We start from the raw sequence: 20,475 nt of genomic DNA on the forward strand, positions 1-20,475 counted from the left end.
CTTCGCCTGTCCCGCTCCCGTCGCCAGAGGACCACCGTGCTCCACGATCTCGAAGACCTGTCGCTGCTGAGCGCCTCGACGGTCACGGCCACCACGCTCGCACCCGTGATCGGCCTCGTCCTCCTGGCCGTCGTGGCGCGGCGCGCGCGGCAGACGACCGGTGCGCGCGCCGCGGACCCCCGGCGCACCGCGGGCGAGCTCGCGCTCGGTGCCCTCCTCGGCGCGCTGGGCGGCCTGGCCCTCGCCTTCGTCCTCGGCGACGTGATGGACCTGTTCGGGGTGGTCCTGTCCCTGCCGACGCGCGGCTGGACCGCGATCGGCGGCACGGGGCTCGGCATCCTCGTCGTGGCCGTCGTGCGCAGCGGCCGCAGCGTCACCGGGATCGGCGGCACCGGGCGGCCGGCGCGCCGCATCCGCGTCCTCCACCGCGTGCTGGCCGTGCTCGTGGTACCCCTGGTCGTGCTCACCTCGGCCATCGGCATCAACGCGGACCTGCAGGAGTACCCGAACGTGGCGGCCGCGTTCGGCCTCACCCGCGTCGGTCCGCTCGACACGTCCGACCTCCCGTCGGCCCAGCCCGCGGAAGGGGAGCCGGCCCCGGACTCCACCGTGCCCATCGAGGAGTCGTGGACGCCGGGAGAGGAGCTCCCCTCGCACGGCCGCGTCGGATCCGTGAGCATCCCGGGCACGCAGTCGGGCTTCACGGCGCGCGCCGCCATCGTCTACCTGCCGCCGGCCGCGCTGGTGCCCGACGCCCCCGAGCTGCCCGTGCTCATCGCCATGTCGGGGCAGCCGGGCAAGCCGCTCGACCTGCTCGCGTCCGGCCGGTTCGAGTCGATCCTCGACGCCTACGCCGCGGACCACCACGGCCTCGCGCCCATCGTGGTCATGCCCGACCAGCTGGGCGCATCGGACGCGAACCCCATGTGCATCGACTCCTCCCTCGGGAACTCGGAGACGTACCTCACGGTCGACGTGCCCGCGTGGATCCGTGCGAACCTCCGCATGCTGGACGGCCGGACGTCGTGGGCCCTGCTCGGCTTCTCGCAGGGCGGCACGTGCGCCGCGCAGCTCGGGGCCGCGCACCCGGACGTGTACGGCTCCTTCGTCGACATCTCCGGCGAGATCGGTCCGTGGGCCGGCCCGAAGACCATCGACGTCGCCTTCGGCGGCTCGCACGACAGGTACGCGGCGTCGATCCCCTCGGCCGTCATGGCGAGCCGCGCGCCCTACGCCGACACCCAGGCCGTGTTCTGCGTGGGCGAGGAGGACTCCGGGTACCGTCCGGGCGTGGAGCAGGTGGAGGCGGCCGCGGTCGCCGCCGGCATCGACGCCCGCCTGAGCATCGCGCCCGGCAGCTCGCACGACTGGGGCACCGTGAAGTGGTGCACGGCCGACGCGCTCCCCACCCTCGGCCAGCGCCTGGGGCTCACCCGATGACCGCGCGCCCCCGCATCCTCACGCTGCAGGGCGCCGCCCGCGCCCTCCTGTCGCGCCTCGTCGCGCAGCCCGTGACCCTCGGGATCGCCGCGGTCATCCTCCTGCTCGCCGTGCTGCCCGCCGTCTCCGCGACGTGGCGGCGCGTCGTCCACCACGAGCTGGCGACCGGGTACGAGGCGGTCGTCGATCGCGGCCACTGGTGGACCACCGCCACGGCGGCCTTCCTCACCGACGGCCCCGTGGAGCTCGTCGTCTCGCTCCTCGCCGTGCTGGTGCTCGTCGGCGTCGCGGAGCACCTCATGGGCTGGTGGCGCACGCTCCTCGGGTTCGTGCTCACGGGCACCGTCGGCTCGCTCCTCGGCATCGCCGTCCAGGCGCTGGGGCTCGTGGACGGAGAGCTGTGGTCCCACGGGGTGCGGGGCATCGCGACGGCGGATCCGCTCACGGCGGTCGCGGGCGTGCTCGCCCTCTCGAGCGCGTGGGCCGGCGTCCTGTGGCGGCGGCGCATCCGGGTGGTGCTCGTCGTCGTGGTGCTCGTGTTCCTGCTCTACTCGGGCCAGCCGAGCGACCTCTACCGGCTCCTCGCGATCCTGGTCGGCGGCGTCGTCGGCGCGCTGCTGCACCGCCCGGCCGGGGGAGCGCTGTGGCAGCGCAGCTCCCACCACGAGGTGCGCGTGATCCTCGCGGCGGTCGTGGCCATCCTCGGAACCGGCCCCGCGATCGCGCTCCTGTCCCGCAGCCGCTACGGCCCGCTCGCCCCCATCGCGCTGCTGTTCGTCGACGACCGGGTGCCGGGCGACGCGATCTCCACCCGCTGCCTGTCGAGCGACTTCACGCACGACTGCCTGCAGGAGATCATGCTGGCGCGCATCGGCGGCGGGGTGGGTCCCATCCTCCTGTCGGTGGCGCCGCTGCTCGCCCTCCTGGTCGCCGCGTACGGCCTGGCGCGCGGGCGTCGCTTCGCCGTGTGGCTGGCCGTGAGCGTCAACCTGCTGCTCGCCGTGCTCTCCGCCTACGCGTTCGGGATGCTGGTGCACCGCGACATGGTCTCGCCGCGCCTGTCCGCGTCCCCGTCCGCGCACCCGGAGGCGGTGGCCGCGCTCGTCGCGTCGGTGGCGCTGCCGCTCGGCAGCGCGATCGTCCTCGTGCTCCTGCGCCGGCACTTCACCATCCTCTCGACGGCCCCCGCGATCCGGCGCTTCCTCGTGACGACGGGCGTCGCCCTGGCCGGGCTCATGGCGCTGTTCGTGGCCACGGGGCTCGCGCTCTCCGACGCCTTCACGCGGCCGGTGGACCTCAACGACCTCCTGGCCGAGGCTCCCGACCGCTTCATCCCGGCGTCGTTCCTCCGCGGCGAGTCGCTCGACTTCCTGCCGACCGACCCGATCACCGACGTCGTCTACCGGGGCGTGGGGCCGGCGTTCTGGATCATCCTGGTGATCGCGAGCCTGCGCGCCATCGCCGACGTCCGCATCGCCGCCGTCCCCCGGGCGCAGGCGCGCGTCACGCCTGCCCTCCGCCGCGGGGCGATCGGCTCGCTGTCCCACATGGCGACGTGGCCGGGCAACTCGTACTGGATCGCGGCCGACGGGCAGACGGTCGTCGCCTACCGCGTGGTCGGCAGCGTCGCGATCACCACGGCCGCCCCGCTCGGCCCGCCCGACGACGACCGCGCCCTGCGCGACGTCCTGGGGCAGTTCGCGCGCTTCGCCGACGACAACGGGTGGACCCCCGTCTTCTACAGCGTCCCCGCGTCGATGACGCCGCTGTTCCGCGAGATGGGCTGGGAGACGCTCGTCGTCGCCGAGGAGACCGTCGTGCGCCCGGGCACCTGGCAGACCACGGGCAAGAAGTGGCAGGACGTCCGCACGTCCATCAACCGGGCGGATCGGGCGGGCATCCGGGCGGAGTGGACCACCTGGGCGGAGCTGCCCCTGGCGTGGGCCAGCCAGATCGAGCAGATGTCCGAGGAGTGGGTCGCGGAGAAGGAGCTGCCCGAGATGGGCTTCACCCTCGGCGGCGTGGAGGAGCTCCGGGATCCCGCCGTGCGGCTCATGCTCGCGATCGACGCGGACGACCACGTGCAGGCCGCCACGAGCTGGCTGCCCACCTGGCGCGACGGCGAGGTGGTCGGCTGGACGCTCGACTTCATGCGCCGCCGCCCCGACGGGATCAACGGCGTGATGGAGTTCCTCATCGCCCGCTCTGCCATGCGGATGAAGGAGGACGGCATCGAGTTCATGAGCCTCTCCGCCGCGCCGCTCGCGCAGACGCGGGCGGCCTCGACCTCGAGCTCGACCGCGGGCGAGCAGGCGGATGCCGGTGCCGGCGCGGAGCGCCAGGAGAGCGCGGTCGAGCGCATCCTCGAGTTCCTCGCCGACTCGCTGGAGCCCGTCTACGGCTTCCGCTCGCTGCTGGAGTTCAAGCGCAAGTTCCAGCCGGAGCTCGTGCCGCTGATCATGGCCTACCCGGACGCGACCGCCCTGCCGACCGTGGGCCTCGCGTTGACCCGCGCGTACCTGCCGTCGACGTCGGTGCGCGACCTGACGCGCGTGCTCCGCTCCGCGCGGTGAGCGCCGTCCGTCGGCCGCCGCGGGTGCGGACCCGCACGGTGCCGGTGTACCGTGGTCGCATGCAGTCCGGCCGCCTCCTCCTTAGTCGCCGCGGCGAGGCCTGATCCGGCCCTCCTCGTCGCGGAGTCCCGTCACGGCTGACCCGATACCGACGAGGAGACGACCATGAAGAGCACGCAGACCCCCAGCGGGATGCCCATCCACAAGTACCGCCCGTTCCACGAGCAGATCGCCGTGGACCTGCCCGACCGCACCTGGCCCGCCCGCCGGATCACCGAGGCTCCGCGCTGGTGCGCGGTCGACCTCCGCGACGGCAACCAGGCGCTCATCGACCCGATGAGCCCGGAGCGCAAGCGCATCATGTTCGACCTGCTCGTGCGCATGGGCTACAAGGAGATCGAGGTCGGCTTCCCGTCGGCGAGCCAGACGGACTTCGACTTCGTGCGCAGCCTCATCGAGGAGGGCGCGATCCCGGACGACGTGACGATCCAGGTCCTCACGCAGGCCCGCGAGCACCTCATCGCCCGCACCTACGAGTCGCTGCGCGGCGCGAAGCAGGCCATCGTGCACCTCTACAACTCGACGAGCGTGCTGCAGCGCGAGGTCGTCTTCCGCACCGACAAGCAGGGCATCATCGACATCGCGCTCGAGGGCGCGCGCCTCTGCAAGCGGTACGAGGAGACGATCCCCGAGGTGGACGTCTACTACGAGTACTCGCCCGAGAGCTACACGGGCACCGAGCTCGAGTTCGCGGCGGAGATCTGCAACCGCGTCGTCGAGGTCCTCGACCCGACCCCCGAGCGCAAGGTGATCCTCAACCTGCCCGCGACCGTGGAGATGGCGACCCCGAACGTCTACGCCGACTCCATCGAGTGGATGTGCCGTCACCTCGACCGCCGCGACGAGGTCATCGTCTCGCTGCACCCGCACAACGACCGCGGCACGGCCGTGGCCGCCGCCGAGCTCGGCTACCTGGCCGGCGCCGACCGCATCGAGGGCTGCCTCTTCGGCAACGGGGAGCGCACCGGCAACGTCGACCTCGTCGCGCTCGGGATCAACCTGTTCACGCAGGGCATCGACCCCCAGATCGACTTCAGCGACCTGGACGGGATCAAGCGCACGGCCGAGCACTGCAACCAGCTGGCCGTGCCCGAGCGGAGCCCCTGGGCGGGCGACCTCGTCTACACGGCGTTCAGCGGATCCCACCAGGACGCCATCAAGAAGGGCTTCGAGGCGATGGCCGCAGACGCGGCCGCCCAGGGCGTCACCGTGGACGAGATCCCGTGGGCCGTGCCGTACCTGCCGGTGGACCCGCAGGACCTCGGCCGCTCCTACGAGGCCGTCATCCGCGTCAACTCGCAGTCGGGCAAGGGCGGCGTCGCCTACCTGCTGAAGGCCGATCACTCGCTCGACCTGCCGCGCCGCCTGCAGATCGAGTTCTCCGGCGTCGTGCAGGCCAAGACCGACGCCGAGGGCGGCGAGATCACGAGCGCACAGATCTGGTCGATCTTCCAGGATGAGTACCTGCCCGCGCCGCTCGACCGCGTGGAGGAGAAGTGGGGCCGGTTCGAGCTCACGTCCACCCGCACGTCGAGCGACATGGGCGGATCCGTGTCGCTGGAGGTCGAGCTCCGCGACGGCGACCGGGTGCGCGAGGCGTCCGCGTCCGGCAACGGTCCGATCGCCGCGTTCCTGAAGGTCCTCGCCGACCAGGGCGTCGACGTGCGCCTCCTCGACTACGTGGAGCACGCGCTCAGCGCGAGCGGCGACGCGCTGGCCGCGTCCTACGTGGAGCTCGAGGTCGAGGGCGTGCGCCTCTGGGGCGTGGGCATCGACGAGGACAGCTCGACGGCGTCGCTCGAGGCCATCGTCTCCGGCGTCAACCGCGCGATCCGCCGCACGGTGCGCGAGCCGGAGCTGGCCGCGGTCTGATCCCTCCCGCGTGACGCGCGATCACGACGGCCGGGCGGCGACGCCCGGCCGTCGTCGTGCGCGGCGGTGGATGCGCGCGCCCGCCGCCGGGATCAGCGGCGCGGACGCGGTCGGCGCAGCGCCGTGAACCGCAGGCGGCTGAGCGCGCGCTGCTCCGGGAGGCTCCAGCCGAAGCGCACGGCCAGGAGCCGCGTCGTGGCCGTGACGGCCACGCACACGATGGCCGCGACCCACATGGGAACGCCGAACGCCGCGAGCAGGACGACGATGACCGCGCCCACGCCCGCGGCGACCGCGTAGAGCGAGCCCACGTGCATCATCGCGATGGGCAGGTTGAGCAGGAGGTCGCGGACGAACGAGCCGCCGACGGCCGAGACGACGCCGATGAAGACCGCGGGCACCCCCGGCACCCCGGCCGCCAGGGCCTTCGACGTGCCGATGGCGCAGAACAGGCCGATGGTGAGGGCGTCGAGGGCGGTGATGACGACGTCGAGGCGGGTGAAGATCCGCTCGAGCAGCATGCCGCCGAGGGCCGCCGCGACCGCGACGAGCATGAGCCAGTTGCTCGAGAGCGCCGCGGGCGTGACGTCGAGGAACACGTCCCGGAGGAGGCCGCCGCCGAGCCCGGTGGCCGTGCCGATGATGGCGACGCCGAGCAGGTCGAGTCGGCGGTCGCGGAAGCCGGCCGCGAACATGGCGCCCTGGAGGCTGCCGATGCTGACCGCCAGGAGGTCCGCCCAGAGCGGGATGGTGAGGGGGACGGGATCCATGGCCTCCCCTTGATAGCACAGCGCGGGTGCCGCACCCGGCCGCGTGACGCCGCGCGGACCGCGCCCGCCCCGCGCGGCGGCGGAGGGGGAGCAGGCGCTCGGGGCGGATAATCGAGGGGTGCCCCTCTACCGTGACGAGATCGTCGTCCTGCGCACCCACAAGCTGGGCGAGGCGGACCGGATCGTCACGATGCTCTCGCGCCAGCACGGCAAGATCCGCGCGGTGGCCAAGGGCGTGCGCCGCACCCAGTCGAAGTTCGGCGCCCGGCTCGAGCCGTTCATGGTCGCCGACGCCCAGTTCTTCGAGGGCAGGACGCTCGACATCATCACGCAGGCCGAGTCCATCGCCTCCTACGGCGCCCTCATCGCGGCCGACTACGGCAGCTACACGGCCGCCAGCGCGATGGTCGAGACGGCCGACCGCGTCACCGAGGACGAGGGCTCGCTCCAGCAGTACCTGCTCCTGGTCGGCGCCCTCCGGTCGCTCAGCCGCCACGAGCACGGGGCGAGCCTCACGCTCGACTCGTACCTCCTGCGGAGCCTGTCGATGGCCGGCTGGGCGCCGAGCTTCCAGGACTGCGCGGTGACGGGCGCGCCCGGCCCGCACTCGGCGTTCGTCGTGCAGCTCGGCGGCGTGGTCGCGGATGCCGCCGCACCGCCCGGATCCCCGCGGCTCGACCCCGACACCCTCGCGCTCCTCTCCGCCCTCCTCACGGGCGACTGGCCGCACGCCGAGGCCGCCACGCTCCGGTCGCAGGCCCGCGCGAGCGGGGTCGTGGCGGCGTACGCGCAGTGGCACCTCGACAGGGGGATCCGCTCGCTCGGCCTCGTGGACCGCAGCGACGCCCGCCAGCTGCTGCCGCCCACCGAGCAGCCGGTGCCGCTCGACGCGCCCGACCTCGACGGCGCCGATCCGGATCCCGCCGCGGCCCTCGCCGCCGCGACCGCGTCCGTCGTCCGCGCGACGCCGCGGGACGCGGATCCCGACCCCGACGCACTGTCCGCCACCCCCGCCGACCGCCCCCGAGCACAGGAGACGACCCGATGAGCCGACGCCCCGAGGTCCCCGGACGCACCGACCTGCCGCTCGACTGGACAGGCGAGCAGCCGCCCGCGATCCCCGCCGACCTCGTGCCGAAGCACATCGCCGTCGTCATGGACGGCAACGGCCGCTGGGCGAACCAGCGCGGCCTGCCCCGCACCGCCGGCCACCAGGCGGGCGAGGAGGCCTGGTTCGACACCGTCGCGGGCGCCGTGCAGCTGGGCGCCACGCACCTGTCCGTCTACGCGTTCTCGACCGAGAACTGGAAGCGCTCGCCCGCCGAGGTGCGCTTCCTCATGGGCTTCAACCGCGACGTGATCCACCGCCGCCGCGACCAGCTGAACGCCTGGAACGTGCGGATCCGCTGGGCCGGCCGTCGCCCCCGCCTCTGGCGCAGCGTCATCGACGACCTCCAGGTCGCGGAGGAGATGACCAAGGACAACACCGGCATGACGCTCACGATGTGCATCAACTACGGCGGGCGGACGGAGATCGGCGACGCGGTGAGGCGGATCGCCGAGGACGTGGACGCGGGCCGGCTCAAGGCGTCGCGCGTCGACGAGCGCACGATCCAGCGCTACCTCTACCTCCCGGACGTGCCCGACGTCGACCTCTTCATCCGCAGCTCCGGCGAGCAGCGCACGAGCAACTTCCTGCTCTGGCAGTCGGCGTACGCGGAGATGGTGTTCCTCGACCGGCTGTGGCCCGACTTCCGCCGCACGGACCTGTGGGACGCGGTGGAGAGCTACGTGCACCGCGACCGGCGGTTCGGCGGCGCGGTCGACGCGCACGCGGGCGACGGGGACGCGGGGTCCGCCGAGGATCCGGACGCGCTGCCGGGAGACGCCCCGGAGGCCGCGCCTCAGTAGCATCGGGACGTGAGCACACCCGACACCGCGCCCCGCCCGTCCGCCTCCGTCGCCTCCGCCGAGGGCGGCGACGCGCCCATCCGCGTGGGGATCGTCGGCTACGGCCTCGCCGGCCGCGTGTTCCACGCGCCGTTCCTCCAGGCGAGCCCCGAGTACCGCATCGCCCTCGTCTCGACCTCCGACGCGGATCGCGCCGCGCAGGTGCGCGAGCGCCACCCCGGCGCCGACGTCGTCGCCTCCGCCGACGAGCTCTTCGCGCGCTCCGCCGAGCTCGACATGGTGGTCATCGCGTCGCCCGCATCCGCGCACCTCCGCCAGGGGCTGCAGGCGCTCGACGCGCACCTCGCCGTCGTGATGGACAAGCCGTTCGTCGCGACCGTGGACGAGGCCCTCATGCTCATCGAGCGCGCCGAGGCCCTCGGGGTCCCGTTCTCGGTGTTCCAGAACCGGCGGTGGGACGGCGACTTCCTCACCGTCAAGGCGCTCATCGCGTCGGGCCGCCTCGGCGAGGTCCACCGCTTCGAGTCGACCTTCGAGCGCTGGGGCGGACCCGTCCGCGACCGCTGGCAGGACCGCGAGACGCCGGCCGACGCGGCGGGCATCTCCTACGACCTCGGCAGCCACCTCATCGACCAGGCGCTCGAGCTGTTCGGACCCGTCGCCGACTTCGCGGCCGAGCTCGCCACCGTGCGCGACGGATCCGCGAGCGACGACGACGCCTTCTACTCGCTGCTGCACGAGTCGGGCGTCCAGTCGCACATCACCGTCAGCCGCGTCGCCGCGCTGGCGGGCCCCCGCTTCCGCGTCCTCGGCACCGCGGGCGCGTACGCCGTGCACGGGCTCGATCCGCAGGAGCCGCTCCTCAAGGAGGGCGCGGCACCCACCGACCCCGGCTTCGGCGAGGCGCCCGAGTCCGAGTGGGGCACGCTCGTCGAGGCGGCGGGCGATCCGGCGGGGGAGCGGATCCCCACCGAGCGCGGCCGCTACGCGGACTACTACGCCGCCATGGCCGACGCCGTCCGCGGACGCGGGCCCGTTCCCGTCGAGCCCCGCGAGTCCCTCGAGACCGTCCGCATCGTCGAGCTCGCGCACCGGCGGACCGCGGGCGACGAGGACTGAGCGCGGAGCGCCCGTAGACTGGGGGCCGCCTTTCCCGGCGACGCCGGCATCCGCCGGCCGTTCGCCGTCCGCCGACCGGGCACCCAGTCCGGCCCCACCTAGGAGCAAACGTGGCAACCCCCTCGCGTCTCGACCCGGTCATCAACCTCGCCAAGCGGCGCGGGTTCGTCTTCCAGGCGGGTGAGATCTACGGCGGCTCGCGCTCCGCGTGGGACTACGGGCCGCTCGGCGTGGCGCTGAAGGAGAACATCAAGCGCCAGTGGTGGCAGACCATGGTCAACGGCCGCGACGACGTCGTGGGCCTCGACTCCTCGGTGATCCTGCCCCGCCGCGTGTGGGAGGCGTCCGGCCACGTCGAGGTCTTCAGCGACCCGCTCGTCGAGTCGCTGCACACCCACAAGCGCTATCGCGCCGACCACCTCCTCGAGGCGTACGAGGCGAAGCACGGCCACCCGCCCGTCAACGGACTCGCCGACGTCAAGGACCCGGACACCGGCCAGCCCGGATCCTGGACCGAGCCGCAGAACTTCTCGGGCCTCCTCAAGACCTTCCTCGGCCCCGTCGACAACCAGGAGGGCATGCACTACCTCCGCCCCGAGACCGCGCAGGGCATCTTCGTCAACTTCGCGAACGTCCTCAGCGCCGCGCGCCAGAAGCCGCCGTTCGGCATCGGCCAGATCGGCAAGAGCTTCCGCAACGAGATCACGCCGCAGAACTGGATCTTCCGCACGCGCGAGTTCGAGCAGATGGAGATGGAGTTCTTCGTCGAGCCCGGCACCGACGCCGAGTGGCACCAGTACTGGATCGACGCCCGCTACGCCTGGTACACCGACCTCGGCATCGACCCCGAGAACCTCCGCCTCTTCGAGCACCCGGCCGAGAAGCTGTCGCACTACTCCACCCGCACGGTCGACATCGAGTACCGCTTCGGCTTCGCCGGCGGCGCGTGGGGCGAGCTCGAGGGCATCGCGAACCGCACCGACTACGACCTGCGCACGCACTCCGAGGCGTCCGGCCAGGACCTCTCCTACTTCGACCAGACGAAGAACGAGCGCTGGATCCCGTACGTCATCGAGCCCGCGGCCGGCCTCACCCGGTCGATGATGGCGTTCCTGGTCGACGCGTACCACGAGGACGAGGCCCCGAACGCGAAGGGCGGCGTGGACAAGCGCACGGTCCTCCGCCTCGACCGCCGGCTGGCGCCCGTCAAGGTCGCCGTGCTGCCGCTGTCGCGCAACGAGAAGCTGTCGCCGGTCGCGCGCGAGCTCGCCGCGGAGCTGCGCAAGGTCTGGAACATCGAGTTCGACGACGCGGGCGCCATCGGCCGCCGCTACCGCCGCCAGGACGAGATCGGCACGCCGTTCTGCGTCACGGTCGACTTCGACACCCTCGACGACCGCGCCGTCACCGTGCGCGAGCGCGACACCATGGCGCAGGAGCGCATCCCGCTCGACGACCTCATGGGGTACCTCGCCGGGCAGCTCATCGGGGCCTGATCCGCTCCACCTGCACGGCCGATCCGCCGTCCCTCACCCGCCTCGCGCGGGTCAGGGGCGGCGGATCGACAGCTCGTCCGTGATGTCGCCGACCGTCGCGCCGAGCGCGGCGACCAACGCGTCGGCGTCCACCAGCGCCGAGACTCCGTGCTCGCCGCCGCCCATGCCGATGCGCCGGCCGGCGGTGCGCTCGTCCGCGTAGACGGGCAGCTCCCCGTCCGCGCCGAGGGGCGTGATGGTGCCGCGCTCGTACCCGGTCGCCTCGAGCGCCACCTCGGGGGAGGGCATCGAGAGCTTGTTCACGCCCACGAGCGCGCGCAGCTTCGCCCAGCTGATCTGCCGGTCGCCCGGCACGAGCGCGATGAGCAGACCGCCGTCGTGACGCTTGACCACGAGCGACTTCACGAGGTGCGACGGCGCGATGCCGAGCCCGCGGGCCGCCTCCTCGAGGGATCCGGCGTCCGGGCGGTCGACGACCTCGACGTCGATGCCGAGGCGGGCGGCGTGGGCGAGCACGCGCTCGCGTCCGCGGGGAGCGGCGGCGTCGGATGCGGGAGGGACGGGGGCGGGGGAGCTGTCGGGCATGCTCGGGCAACACCGCGGGAATGCCCCGCCTTCCCGACGCGTTGACCAGCCGTGACCGACTCCACCGCCCCCGCCCTGCCCGCCATCCGCGTCGACGTCTGGTCGGACATCGCCTGCCCGTGGTGCTACGTCGGAAAGCGGCGCTTCGAGGCCGGGGCGCGCGCCTTCCAGTCGCAGACTCCCGGAGCACCGGAGATCGAGATCACCTACCGATCCTTCGAGCTCGCGCCCGACACCCCGGTCGACTTCCAGGGCACCGAGGTCGACTTCCTCGCGGGCCACAAGGGCATCCCGGCCGACCGCGTCGCGACGATGCTCGAGGACATGACCCGGCTCGCCGCCGCCGAGGGCCTCGCCTACGACTACGACGCGCTGCAGCACACCAACACGGTGCTCGCGCACGAGCTGCTGCACCTCGCGCGCGTGCGCGGCGTCCAGCTCGAGATGGTGGAACGGCTGCTGAAGGCGTACTTCACCGAGGGGCGCCACGTGGGCCGCGTTCCCGACCTCGTCGAGCTCGCGGTGGAGGTCGGCCTCGACGCCGACGAGGTGCGCGAGTCCCTCGAGACGCACCGGCACCTCGACGACGTCCGCGCCGACCAGGCGCAGGCCGTGGCGTACGGGATCCAGGGCGTGCCCTTCTTCGTGATCGACGAGCGCTTCGGCATCTCCGGCGCGCAGGACCCGACGGTGTTCGCGTCCGCGCTCGGCGAGGCGCTGGCCGCGCGCGACGGCGACACGATCCGCGTGGTCGCGGGCGAGGAGGCGGCCCGATGAGCGCGGCTCCCGCCACAGGGGCGGTGCCCGTCACGACGCCCCTGCTCGCGATGCTCGGATCCGCGGACGCCGCCGCCTGCGAGGGCGACGCGTGCCTCGTGCCGGGGGCCACCGCCACCGCGTCCGACGCGACCGCCGACGCCTCCGCGGCCGCCGACCTCGCGCGCGTCCGCGACGCGATCGACGCCGGTCGGGCCATCTGACCCTCCCTCCGCAGGCGACCGCCGCCTGCCTCCCGCGGGGATCCCGCCCCACGTCCGCCGCCCGCCGTCCCGTCTGGGAGAATCGAGCCGTCATGTCCTCTCCGACCCTCGTCCCCGTCCCCTCCGCGGCCGACGCGCCCGGCGCTCCCGCGACCGCGCCCGCCGCCGAGCCCGCCCTCCGCATCGGCGGCATCCCGCTCGACGTGCCCGTCGTGCTCGCGCCCATGGCGGGCGTCACCAACACCGCGTTCCGGCGCCTGTGCCGCGAGTTCGGCGCCGGCCTCTACGTCAGCGAGATGATCACGAGCCGCGCGCTCGTCGAGCGCACTCCCGAGTCCATGCGGCTCATCACGCACCACCCGTCGGAGAAGGTGCGCTCCATCCAGCTCTACGGGGTGGATCCGAAGACCGTGCGCGAGGCCGTCACCATGCTCGTCGCGGAGGACCGCGCCGACCACATCGACCTGAACTTCGGCTGCCCGGTCGCCAAGGTCACGCGCAAGGGCGGGGGAGCGGCCCTGCCGTGGAAGCTCGGGCTCTTCACCGACATCGTCGAGGGCGCCGTGAAGGCGGCGGGCGACATCCCCCTCACCGTCAAGATGCGCAAGGGCATCGACGCCGACCACCTCACGTACCTCGACGCCGGTCGCGCCGCCGAGGGCGCGGGCGTCGCCTCCATCGCGCTGCACGCGCGCACGGCAGCCGACTACTACAGCGGGCACGCCGACTGGTCCGCCATCGCGAAGCTCAAGCAGGCCATCGAGAGCGTGCCCGTGCTGGGCAACGGCGACATCTGGGCCGCGGAGGACGCCATCCGGATGATGGACGAGACCGGCGCCGACGGGGTCGTCGTCGGCCGCGGCTGCCTCGGCCGCCCGTGGCTCTTCGGCGACCTGGCCGCCGCGTTCCACGCGCGCGCCGCCGGCCTCGATCCCGCAGACACGCCCCGCGCGCACCCGTCCCAGGGCCAGGTCGCCGACACGTTCCGCCGCCACGTCGAGCTCCTCGCCGAGTTCTTCGAGAGCGAGGAGCGGGGCTGCCGCGACGCGCGCAAGCACGTCGCCTGGTACTTCAAGGGGTACCCCGTCGGCGGCGACCTGCGGGCCGCGCTCGCCTCGGCGTCCTCGCTCGAGGAGATCGACGGCCTGCTCGCCACGCTCGACCGCGACCAGCCCTACCCGGGCGCCGGCGCCGAGGGCGCGCGCGGCCGCCAGGGCAGCATGAAGCGTACGGCGCTGCCGGACCGGTGGCTCGAGAGCCGCGACATCGACGCGCAGGATGCGATGGACATCGCGGACGGGGAGATCCACAACAGTGGCGGTTGAGAGCATGCAGGAGCGGTCCGCGTACAGCGCCACCGACGCCGAGCGGTGGTACCCCGAGCAGCACTCGTCCCGTCGGAGCGACTTCGCGCGCGACCGGGCGCGCCTGCTGCACTCCAGCGCGCTCCGCCGCCTGGCCGCCAAGACGCAGGTGCTGAGCCCCATGGCCGGGCTCGACTTCGCGCGCAACCGCCTCACGCACTCCCTCGAGGTGGCGCAGGTGGGGCGCGAGCTGGCCTCCAGCCTCGACCTTGATCCCGACGTGGTCGACACCGCGTGCCTCGCGCACGACATCGGCCACCCGCCCTTCGGCCACAACGGCGAGCGGGCCCTCAACGACTGGGCGGCCGACATCGGCGGCTTCGAGGGAAACGCGCAGACGCTGCGCCTGCTCACGCGGCTCGAGCCCAAGGTCATCGGGCCGGAGGGTCGCCCGTACGGCCTCAACCTCACGCGCGCCAGCCTCGATGCGAGCTGCAAGTACCCGTGGCCGAGCTCGCAGTCGGTGCCGGATCCGTCGGGCCGCGGCAAGTTCGGCTTCTACGACGACGACGTGGCGGCGTTCGAGTGGCTGCGCGAGGGCGCGCCCGCGGGCCGGCGCTGCATCGAGGCCGAGGTCATGGACCTCAGCGACGACATCGCGTACTCCGTGCACGACTTCGAGGACGCCATCGTCGGCGGCTACGTCGACGTGCGCGCGCTCGGCGCCCGGGTCGACCACGAGGAGCTCGTCGACTCGATGGTGGCGTGGATCGGCGGCGCGCACTCGCACGATGAGCTCATCCAGGCCTTCGACCGGCTCGACTCCCTCGACGTGTGGGTGGACGAGTACGACGGCGGCCGCGGCGCGCAGGCGGCGCTGAAGGACCTCACGAGCCAGCTCATCGGCCGGTTCGCCGGCGCGGCCACTCAGCTCACGCGAGCCACCCACACCGACCGCAGCCTCATCCGCTTCGGCGCGCACGTGGTCGTGCCCCGCGCGATCCAGGCGGAGATCGCCGTGCTCAAGGGCATCGTCGCCGCGTTCGTCATGTCGAAGAACACGCGCCAGCCCATCTACGCCCGCCAGCGCGAGGTGCTCGCGGGCCTCGCGGACGCGCTGCACGCGCGCGGCGCCGACGAGCTCGACCCCGGATTCGCGGGCGACTGGCGCGAGGCCGCGGACGACGGCGCGCGCAAGCGCGTCATCGTCGACCAGGTCGCCAGCCTCACGGACCAGTCGGCCATCGCCTGGTACGAGCGCCTGTGCGCGCGGCCCGTCTTCTGATGCCCGCGGGGCTGATGCCCGCCGGGCTGATGCTCGCCGGGCTGATGGCCGTGGGGCACGGGCCCGCCGAGGACGCCGGCCGTAGGATGAGCCGATGGCACTGATCCGCAAGAGCGACATCGACGAGGTCCGCTCCCGGGTCAACCTGGGCGACGTGGTGGGGGAGTACGTCACCCTCAAGTCCGCCGGCGTCGGATCCCTGAAGGGCCTCTGCCCGTTCCACGACGAGCGCACCCCGAGCTTCCACGTGCGGCCGCAGGTCGGCTTCTACCACTGCTTCGGCTGTGGCGAGGGCGGCGACGTCTACACGTTCCTGCAGCGCATGGACCATGTGACGTTCGCGGAGGCCGTGGAGCGCATGGCGCAGCGCATCGGCTACCAGCTGCACTACGAGGACGGCCAGGCCGCCACCGACCAGGGCAACCGCTCGCGGCTCCTCGGCGCGAACGAGGCCGCGGCGGAGTTCTTCGTCGAGCAGCTCGGATCCGAGGAGGCGGAGATCGGCCGCACCTTCCTCGGGGAGCGCGGCTTCGACCAGGGCGCCGCGCAGCGCTTCGGCGTCGGCTTCGCCCCGCAGAGCTGGGACGCGCTGTCCTCGCACCTCACGGCCAAGGGCTACACGGAGGCCGAGCTCGTGACCGCCGGCCTCCTCAGCCAGGGCGACCGCGGCGCGTACGACCGGTTCCGCGGCCGCCTGGTGTGGCCCATCCGCGACCTGACGGGCGCCACCGTCGGCTTCGGCGCGCGCCGCCTGCGCGAGGACGACAAGGGCCCGAAGTACCTCAACACCCCCGAGACGCCCGTCTATCACAAGAGCTCCGTGCTCTACGGGCTCGACCTCGCCAAGCGCGACGTGAGCCGCGGACGCCAGGTGGTCGTGGTCGAGGGCTACACCGACGTGATGGCCTGCCACCTCGCGGGCGTGACCACCGCGGTCGCCACGTGCGGGACCTCGTTCGGCGTCGACCACATCAAGGTCCTCCGCCGCGTGCTCGGCGACGACAGCGGCCTCGGCGAGGTCGTCTTCACGTTCGACCCCGACGCCGCCGGGCAGAAGGCCGCCATGCGCGCGTTCTCCGAGGAGCGCCGGTTCGCCGCGCAGACCTACGTCGCAGTCGGCCCCGAGGGGCTGGATCCCTGCGACCTCCGCCTCACGCGCGGCGACGACGCCGTGCGCCGCATGATCCAGGGCAAGAAGCCCATGTTCGAGTTCGCGATCAAGCAGATCCTCGCCGACCACGACCTCGACACCGTCGAGGGTCGCGTCGCCGCGCTCCGCGCCGCCGCGCCCGTGGTCGCCGACATCCGCGACCCGTCGCTCCGCCCCGGCTACGCGCGCGAGCTCGCGGGCTGGCTCGGCATGGACCTCACCGAGGTGGGCCGCGCCGTCCAGACCGCCGGCCGCAGCATGCCCGCCGACGGCGCGGACCGCTCCGGCGGCTCGCCGCAGGGCCGCCACGCGCAGGGCGGGCACGGCCCGGAGGACGAGGGCGGCGACGCGTCCCGCTCCATGTCGCTCATGGACCTGCCGACGGACCTCGCGACCCGCCTCGAGCGCGACGCCCTCATGGCGATGCTGCAGCACCCGGAGCTCGTCGGGAACGACCTCGTCATTCGCGCCGCGCAGGTCACCTTCGTCAACGAGAGCCTCGCGGTCGTCCGCGACGGCGTCATCGGCAGCATGGACGCCCTCGGTGGCGCGGACTGGCTCTCGCGCGTGGCGCTCGAGGTGCCGGAGTCGTTCGCCACGCTCGTCAAGCAGCTCGGCGTCGCCCCGCTGCCCAACCGCGGCGACGCCGACAAGCTCGCCGTCTACGTGAAGGGCGTCACGGCCGAGCTCGTCGGACGCGACCTGCTGCGCCGCAAGGCCGACCTCATCGGGCGGCTGCAGCGCACGGACGCGACGCACGATCGCGAGCGCTACCAGGAGATCCAGCGCGAGCTCATGCAGGTCGAGGCCGAGCGCCGGGCGCTCCGCGAATAGGGCGGACCCCGCCGCGCGGACCGCGATCCGCACCGGAATCACGCGCGCTCGCCATGTTTCATTCGTGTGAAGAAGCGTCCTCGCGCGTCCTCCGGGTCCGGGCTGCTGTTTCCCGTGTGTTAGAAATCATGCACAGCACAGCGTCCGTGTCTTCCCGATGCGCGGGCGCGAATCCCCTTCATGAAAGAGGCACTCGGAACATGACGTCCGCATTCCCCCGGCGCTCACGCGTCCTGCTCGCCACGGCCGGATTCTCCGCCGCGGCCCTCGTCCTCGCCGGCTGCTCCGGCGGATCCGGCGACCCGCTCGCCGAGGACGGCGCCTCAGGCGGCGGATCCATCGTCGTCGGCACGACCGACAAGGTCCTCTCGCTCGACCCGGCCGGCTCCTACGACAACGGCTCGTTCGCGGTGCAGAACCAGGTCTACCCGTTCCTGTTCAACAGCCCCTACGGCAGCCCCGACGTCGAGCCCGACCTCGCCGTATCCGGCGAGTACACGTCGCCGAACGACTTCACCGTGACGCTGAAGCCCGACCTGAAGTTCGCGAACGGCCACGCCCTCACCGCGAGCGACGTCAAGTTCACGTTCGACCGCATCGCGACCATCGCGGCGAACGGCGCCGACAACGGCAACGGCCCGTCGTCGCTGCTCGCGAACGTCGAGTCCGTGGCAGCGCCGGACGACACCACCGTCGTCTTCACGCTCAAGACCGCGAACGACCAGACCTTCGAGCAGGTGCTCTCCAGCCCCGCCGGCCCCATCGTCGACGAGGAGGTCTTCCCGGCCGACGCGCTCGCCGACCCGGCCGCCATCGTCGCGGCGAACGCCTTCGCGGGCCAGTACGTCATCACCGACTTCCAGCTCAACCAGCTCGTCGCCTACGCGCCGAACGCCGACTACCAGGGCGTCCTGCCGAAGCCCGCCAACGGCGGCGTGACCGCGCGCTACTACGCGGACGAGACCACGATGAAGCTCGCCGTCCAGAACGGCGAGATCGACGTCGCGGGCCGCTCGCTCGGCGCCACCGACATCGCGGACCTCAAGAAGGACGACTCCGTCCAGGTCGTCGAGGGACCCGGCGGCGAGATCCGCTACATCACCTTCAACCTGAACACGCAGCCGTTCGGCAAGACCACCGGCGAGGCGGACGAGGCCAAGGCCCTCGCCGTGCGCCAGGCGGCCGCCGACCTCGTCGACCGCGACGAGCTGTCGACCCAGGTCTACAACGGCACCTACACGCCGCTCTACTCCTACGTGGCCGACGGCCTCTCCGGCGCCAACGAGGCGCTCAAGGGCATCTACGGCGACGGGAACGGCGGGCCGGACGCGGACAAGGCCGCGAAGGTCCTCTCCGACGCGGGCGTGCAGACGCCCGTCGCGCTGCAGCTCCAGTTCAACCCGGACCACTACGGCGCCGGCTCGGACGACGAGTACGCGCTCATCAAGCAGCAGCTCGAGGCGACCGGCCTGTTCCAGGTCAACCTGCAGTCCACGATCTGGGACCAGTACAGCAAGGCCCGCGTCAACGACGAGTACCCGGCGTACCAGCTCGGCTGGTTCCCCGACTACTCGGACGCGGACAACTACCTGACGCCGTTCTTCTCCCCGCAGTCCTTCGTGAAGAACCACTACGACAACCCCACCGTGACGGACCTCATCACGCAGCAGCTGTCGGAGGCCGACTCCACGAAGCGCGCCGAGATCATCGGCCAGATCCAGGACGACGTCGCCGCCGACCTGCCGACCCTGCCCCTGCTCCAGGGCTCGCAGGTCGCGGTGGCCGGCAAGGACGTGAAGGGCGTGACGCTCGACGCCTCCTTCAAGTTCCGCTACGCGCCGATCACCAAGGGCTAGCAGCCCTGCGGAGGGCGTCTCCTAGACTGACGACCTCCACGGATGGGGCGTCCCGCTGCGGCGGGACGCCCCATCCCCATGCCACCCGTCGTGGCACCCGACCAGGCGCACCACCCGTACGTCGACCCGAAAGGCCCACCCGCCGTGACCGTCATCCCGGACGCCGTGCCCGCGTCCGCGCCCCCCGGGGCGCAGCAGCCCAAGGCCCGGAAGCAGGGGATCGGGCTCGGCCAGTACATCCTCATCCGCGCCGTGCTCATCATCCCGACCGTGTTCATCCTCGTGACGCTGGTCTTCTTCCTCATGCGCATCGTGGGCGACCCGATCTCCGCCGCCGTGGGCGACCGCCTCACCCCGGAGCAGCTCCAGGAGCGCCTGGCGACCGCCGGCTTCGACCGGCCGATCATCGTGCAGTACCTCGAGTACCTCGGCCAGATCGCCACGGGGAACTTCGGCCGCTCGCTCACCGACAACCGGCTCATCAGCGAGGTGCTGCTGCAGTACGGCTCGGCAACGCTCGAGCTGGTCATCTACTCGCTCATCGTCGCCTTCGTCATCGGCATCCCGCTCGGCCTCGTCGCCGCCTACTTCAAGGACCGCACGCCCGACGCCGTGCTGCGGATCCTCGCGATCCTCGCCTACGCCACGCCCGTGTTCTTCGCGGGCCTCCTGCTCAAGCTCGTCTTCTCCGTCTGGCTCGGGATCCTCCCGCTGTCCGGTCGCGCCGACACGCGCGTCGAGCTCGCGCTCGGCAGGCTGGACAACCCGACCGGCATCTACCTCATCGACGCGCTCCGCCTCGGCAGCCCCACGGCCGTCAGCGACGTGCTCGAGCACGCGGTGCTCCCGGCGCTCGCGCTCGGCCTCCTCACCGCGGGCATCTTCCTGCGGCTCGTGCGCACCAACGTGATCTCCACGCTCGGCACCGAGTACGTCGACGCGGCGCGCTCGCGCGGCGTCGGCGAGTTCCGGCTCACGACCCGGCACGCGCTGAAGCCCGCGCTCATCCCGATCATCACGGTGGTGGGCCTGCAGATCGCCGTCATGCTCGGCGGCGCGGTGCTCACGGAGACCACGTTCGAGTGGCGCGGCCTCGGCTTCCAGCTGGCGCAGTACCTGGCGGCGCGCGACTTCGTGGCCGTGCAGGGCATCGTGGCGCTCCTGGCCGTGATCGTCGCCGTGACCAACTTCATCGTCGACGTCGTCGCGGCGCTCATCGACCCGCGAGTGAGGTACTGAC

15 protein-coding genes and 1 pseudogene are annotated in these 20,475 nt (G+C 72.6%); 14 read left to right on the top strand and 2 right to left on the bottom strand.

Annotation, left to right across the window (positions count from 1 at the left end; all coding sequences use genetic code 11):
* The first annotated feature begins 36 nt into the window (after positions 1-36).
* The 3 genes from K0V08_RS03615 (at position 37) to leuA (ending at position 5,945) form a co-directional block, all read left to right on the top strand.
* Positions 37-1,440, top strand: a complete 1,404-nt coding sequence (locus K0V08_RS03615; protein ID WP_079533070.1) for an alpha/beta hydrolase — start codon at positions 37-39, stop codon at positions 1,438-1,440.
* A complete protein-coding gene (locus K0V08_RS03620; RefSeq protein ID WP_079533073.1) occupies positions 1,437-4,013 on the top strand; it encodes a bifunctional lysylphosphatidylglycerol flippase/synthetase MprF in 2,577 nt (858 codons plus the stop codon). Before K0V08_RS03615 ends, K0V08_RS03620 begins: the two co-directional genes overlap by 4 nt.
* Before the next feature lie 165 nt (positions 4,014-4,178).
* Positions 4,179-5,945, top strand: coding sequence for a 2-isopropylmalate synthase (leuA, locus tag K0V08_RS03625; protein WP_079533075.1), 1,767 nt, complete (start codon positions 4,179-4,181; stop codon positions 5,943-5,945).
* 92 nt (positions 5,946-6,037) lie between these two features.
* Here leuA and K0V08_RS03630 read toward each other — a convergent pair whose 3' ends face one another.
* A complete protein-coding gene (locus K0V08_RS03630; RefSeq protein WP_012038264.1) occupies positions 6,038-6,715 on the bottom strand; it encodes a trimeric intracellular cation channel family protein in 678 nt (225 codons plus the stop codon).
* A gap of 118 nt (positions 6,716-6,833) precedes the next feature.
* Between K0V08_RS03630 and recO the strand changes: the two are divergent.
* The 4 genes and pseudogenes from recO to K0V08_RS03650 form a co-directional block, all read left to right on the top strand.
* Positions 6,834-7,547: pseudogene (gene recO / locus K0V08_RS03635) on the top strand (DNA repair protein RecO); the annotation flags it as partial.
* Between the two features lie 212 nt (positions 7,548-7,759).
* A complete protein-coding gene (locus tag K0V08_RS03640) occupies positions 7,760-8,626 on the top strand; it encodes an isoprenyl transferase (protein WP_012038266.1) in 867 nt (288 codons plus the stop codon).
* Between the two features lie 9 nt (positions 8,627-8,635).
* Positions 8,636-9,745 (top strand): Gfo/Idh/MocA family protein, encoded by a 1,110-nt coding sequence (locus K0V08_RS03645; protein ID WP_079533078.1) that lies wholly within the window; start codon positions 8,636-8,638, stop codon positions 9,743-9,745.
* 110 nt (positions 9,746-9,855) lie between these two features.
* Positions 9,856-11,241, top strand: a complete 1,386-nt coding sequence (locus K0V08_RS03650; protein WP_012038268.1) for a glycine--tRNA ligase — start codon at positions 9,856-9,858, stop codon at positions 11,239-11,241.
* Between the two features lie 51 nt (positions 11,242-11,292).
* Here K0V08_RS03650 and K0V08_RS03655 read toward each other — a convergent pair whose 3' ends face one another.
* Positions 11,293-11,826 (bottom strand): aminoacyl-tRNA deacylase, encoded by a 534-nt coding sequence (locus K0V08_RS03655; protein WP_043560785.1) that lies wholly within the window; start codon positions 11,824-11,826, stop codon positions 11,293-11,295.
* Positions 11,827-11,877: 51 nt separating this feature from the next.
* Here K0V08_RS03655 and K0V08_RS03660 point away from each other — a divergent pair, with 51 nt between their 5' ends.
* From K0V08_RS03660 to K0V08_RS03690, 7 genes are all read left to right on the top strand, one after another.
* Positions 11,878-12,603, top strand: coding sequence for a DsbA family oxidoreductase (locus K0V08_RS03660; RefSeq protein WP_012038270.1), 726 nt, complete (start codon positions 11,878-11,880; stop codon positions 12,601-12,603).
* Positions 12,600-12,806: a hypothetical protein gene (locus K0V08_RS03665; protein ID WP_079533081.1), complete on the top strand. Its 207-nt coding sequence runs from the start codon at positions 12,600-12,602 to the stop codon at positions 12,804-12,806. The genes K0V08_RS03660 and K0V08_RS03665 overlap by 4 nt, the downstream gene beginning before the upstream one ends.
* A gap of 92 nt (positions 12,807-12,898) precedes the next feature.
* The gene (gene dusB / locus K0V08_RS03670) at positions 12,899-14,131 is read left to right on the top strand and encodes a tRNA dihydrouridine synthase DusB (protein ID WP_079533084.1); all 1,233 of its coding nucleotides are present in this window, start codon (positions 12,899-12,901) and stop codon (positions 14,129-14,131) included.
* 4 nt (positions 14,132-14,135) lie between these two features.
* A complete protein-coding gene (locus K0V08_RS03675) occupies positions 14,136-15,395 on the top strand; it encodes a deoxyguanosinetriphosphate triphosphohydrolase (RefSeq protein ID WP_086503478.1) in 1,260 nt (419 codons plus the stop codon).
* Positions 15,396-15,489: 94 nt separating this feature from the next.
* Entirely contained in the window at positions 15,490-17,379 is a 1,890-nt protein-coding gene (gene dnaG, locus K0V08_RS03680; RefSeq protein ID WP_079533090.1) for a DNA primase, read from the top strand.
* A 200-nt stretch (positions 17,380-17,579) separates the two neighbouring features.
* Positions 17,580-19,235, top strand: a complete 1,656-nt coding sequence (locus K0V08_RS03685) for an ABC transporter substrate-binding protein (protein ID WP_012038274.1) — start codon at positions 17,580-17,582, stop codon at positions 19,233-19,235.
* A gap of 144 nt (positions 19,236-19,379) precedes the next feature.
* Positions 19,380-20,474, top strand: a complete 1,095-nt coding sequence (locus K0V08_RS03690) for an ABC transporter permease (RefSeq protein WP_012038275.1) — start codon at positions 19,380-19,382, stop codon at positions 20,472-20,474.
* Position 20,475: the final 1 nt, after the last annotated feature.

Source organism: Clavibacter michiganensis, assembly GCF_021216655.1.
GTDB lineage: Bacteria > Actinomycetota > Actinomycetes > Actinomycetales > Microbacteriaceae > Clavibacter > Clavibacter michiganensis.

Excerpts from the sequence above, each read along its gene's own strand:
- K0V08_RS03620 (WP_079533073.1), top strand. The coding sequence starts at position 1,437 with ATGACCGCGCGCCCCCGCATCCTCACGCTGCAGGGCGCCGCCCGCGCC.
- leuA (WP_079533075.1), top strand. The coding sequence starts at position 4,179 with ATGAAGAGCACGCAGACCCCCAGCGGGATGCCCATCCACAAGTACCGC.
- K0V08_RS03630 (WP_012038264.1), bottom strand. The coding sequence starts at position 6,715 with ATGGATCCCGTCCCCCTCACCATCCCGCTCTGGGCGGACCTCCTGGCG.
- K0V08_RS03640 (WP_012038266.1), top strand. The coding sequence starts at position 7,760 with ATGAGCCGACGCCCCGAGGTCCCCGGACGCACCGACCTGCCGCTCGAC.
- K0V08_RS03655 (WP_043560785.1), bottom strand. The coding sequence starts at position 11,826 with ATGCCCGACAGCTCCCCCGCCCCCGTCCCTCCCGCATCCGACGCCGCC.
- K0V08_RS03665 (WP_079533081.1), top strand. The coding sequence starts at position 12,600 with ATGAGCGCGGCTCCCGCCACAGGGGCGGTGCCCGTCACGACGCCCCTG.
- dusB (WP_079533084.1), top strand. The coding sequence starts at position 12,899 with ATGTCCTCTCCGACCCTCGTCCCCGTCCCCTCCGCGGCCGACGCGCCC.
- K0V08_RS03675 (WP_086503478.1), top strand. The coding sequence starts at position 14,136 with ATGCAGGAGCGGTCCGCGTACAGCGCCACCGACGCCGAGCGGTGGTAC.
- dnaG (WP_079533090.1), top strand. The coding sequence starts at position 15,490 with ATGGCACTGATCCGCAAGAGCGACATCGACGAGGTCCGCTCCCGGGTC.
- K0V08_RS03685 (WP_012038274.1), top strand. The coding sequence starts at position 17,580 with ATGACGTCCGCATTCCCCCGGCGCTCACGCGTCCTGCTCGCCACGGCC.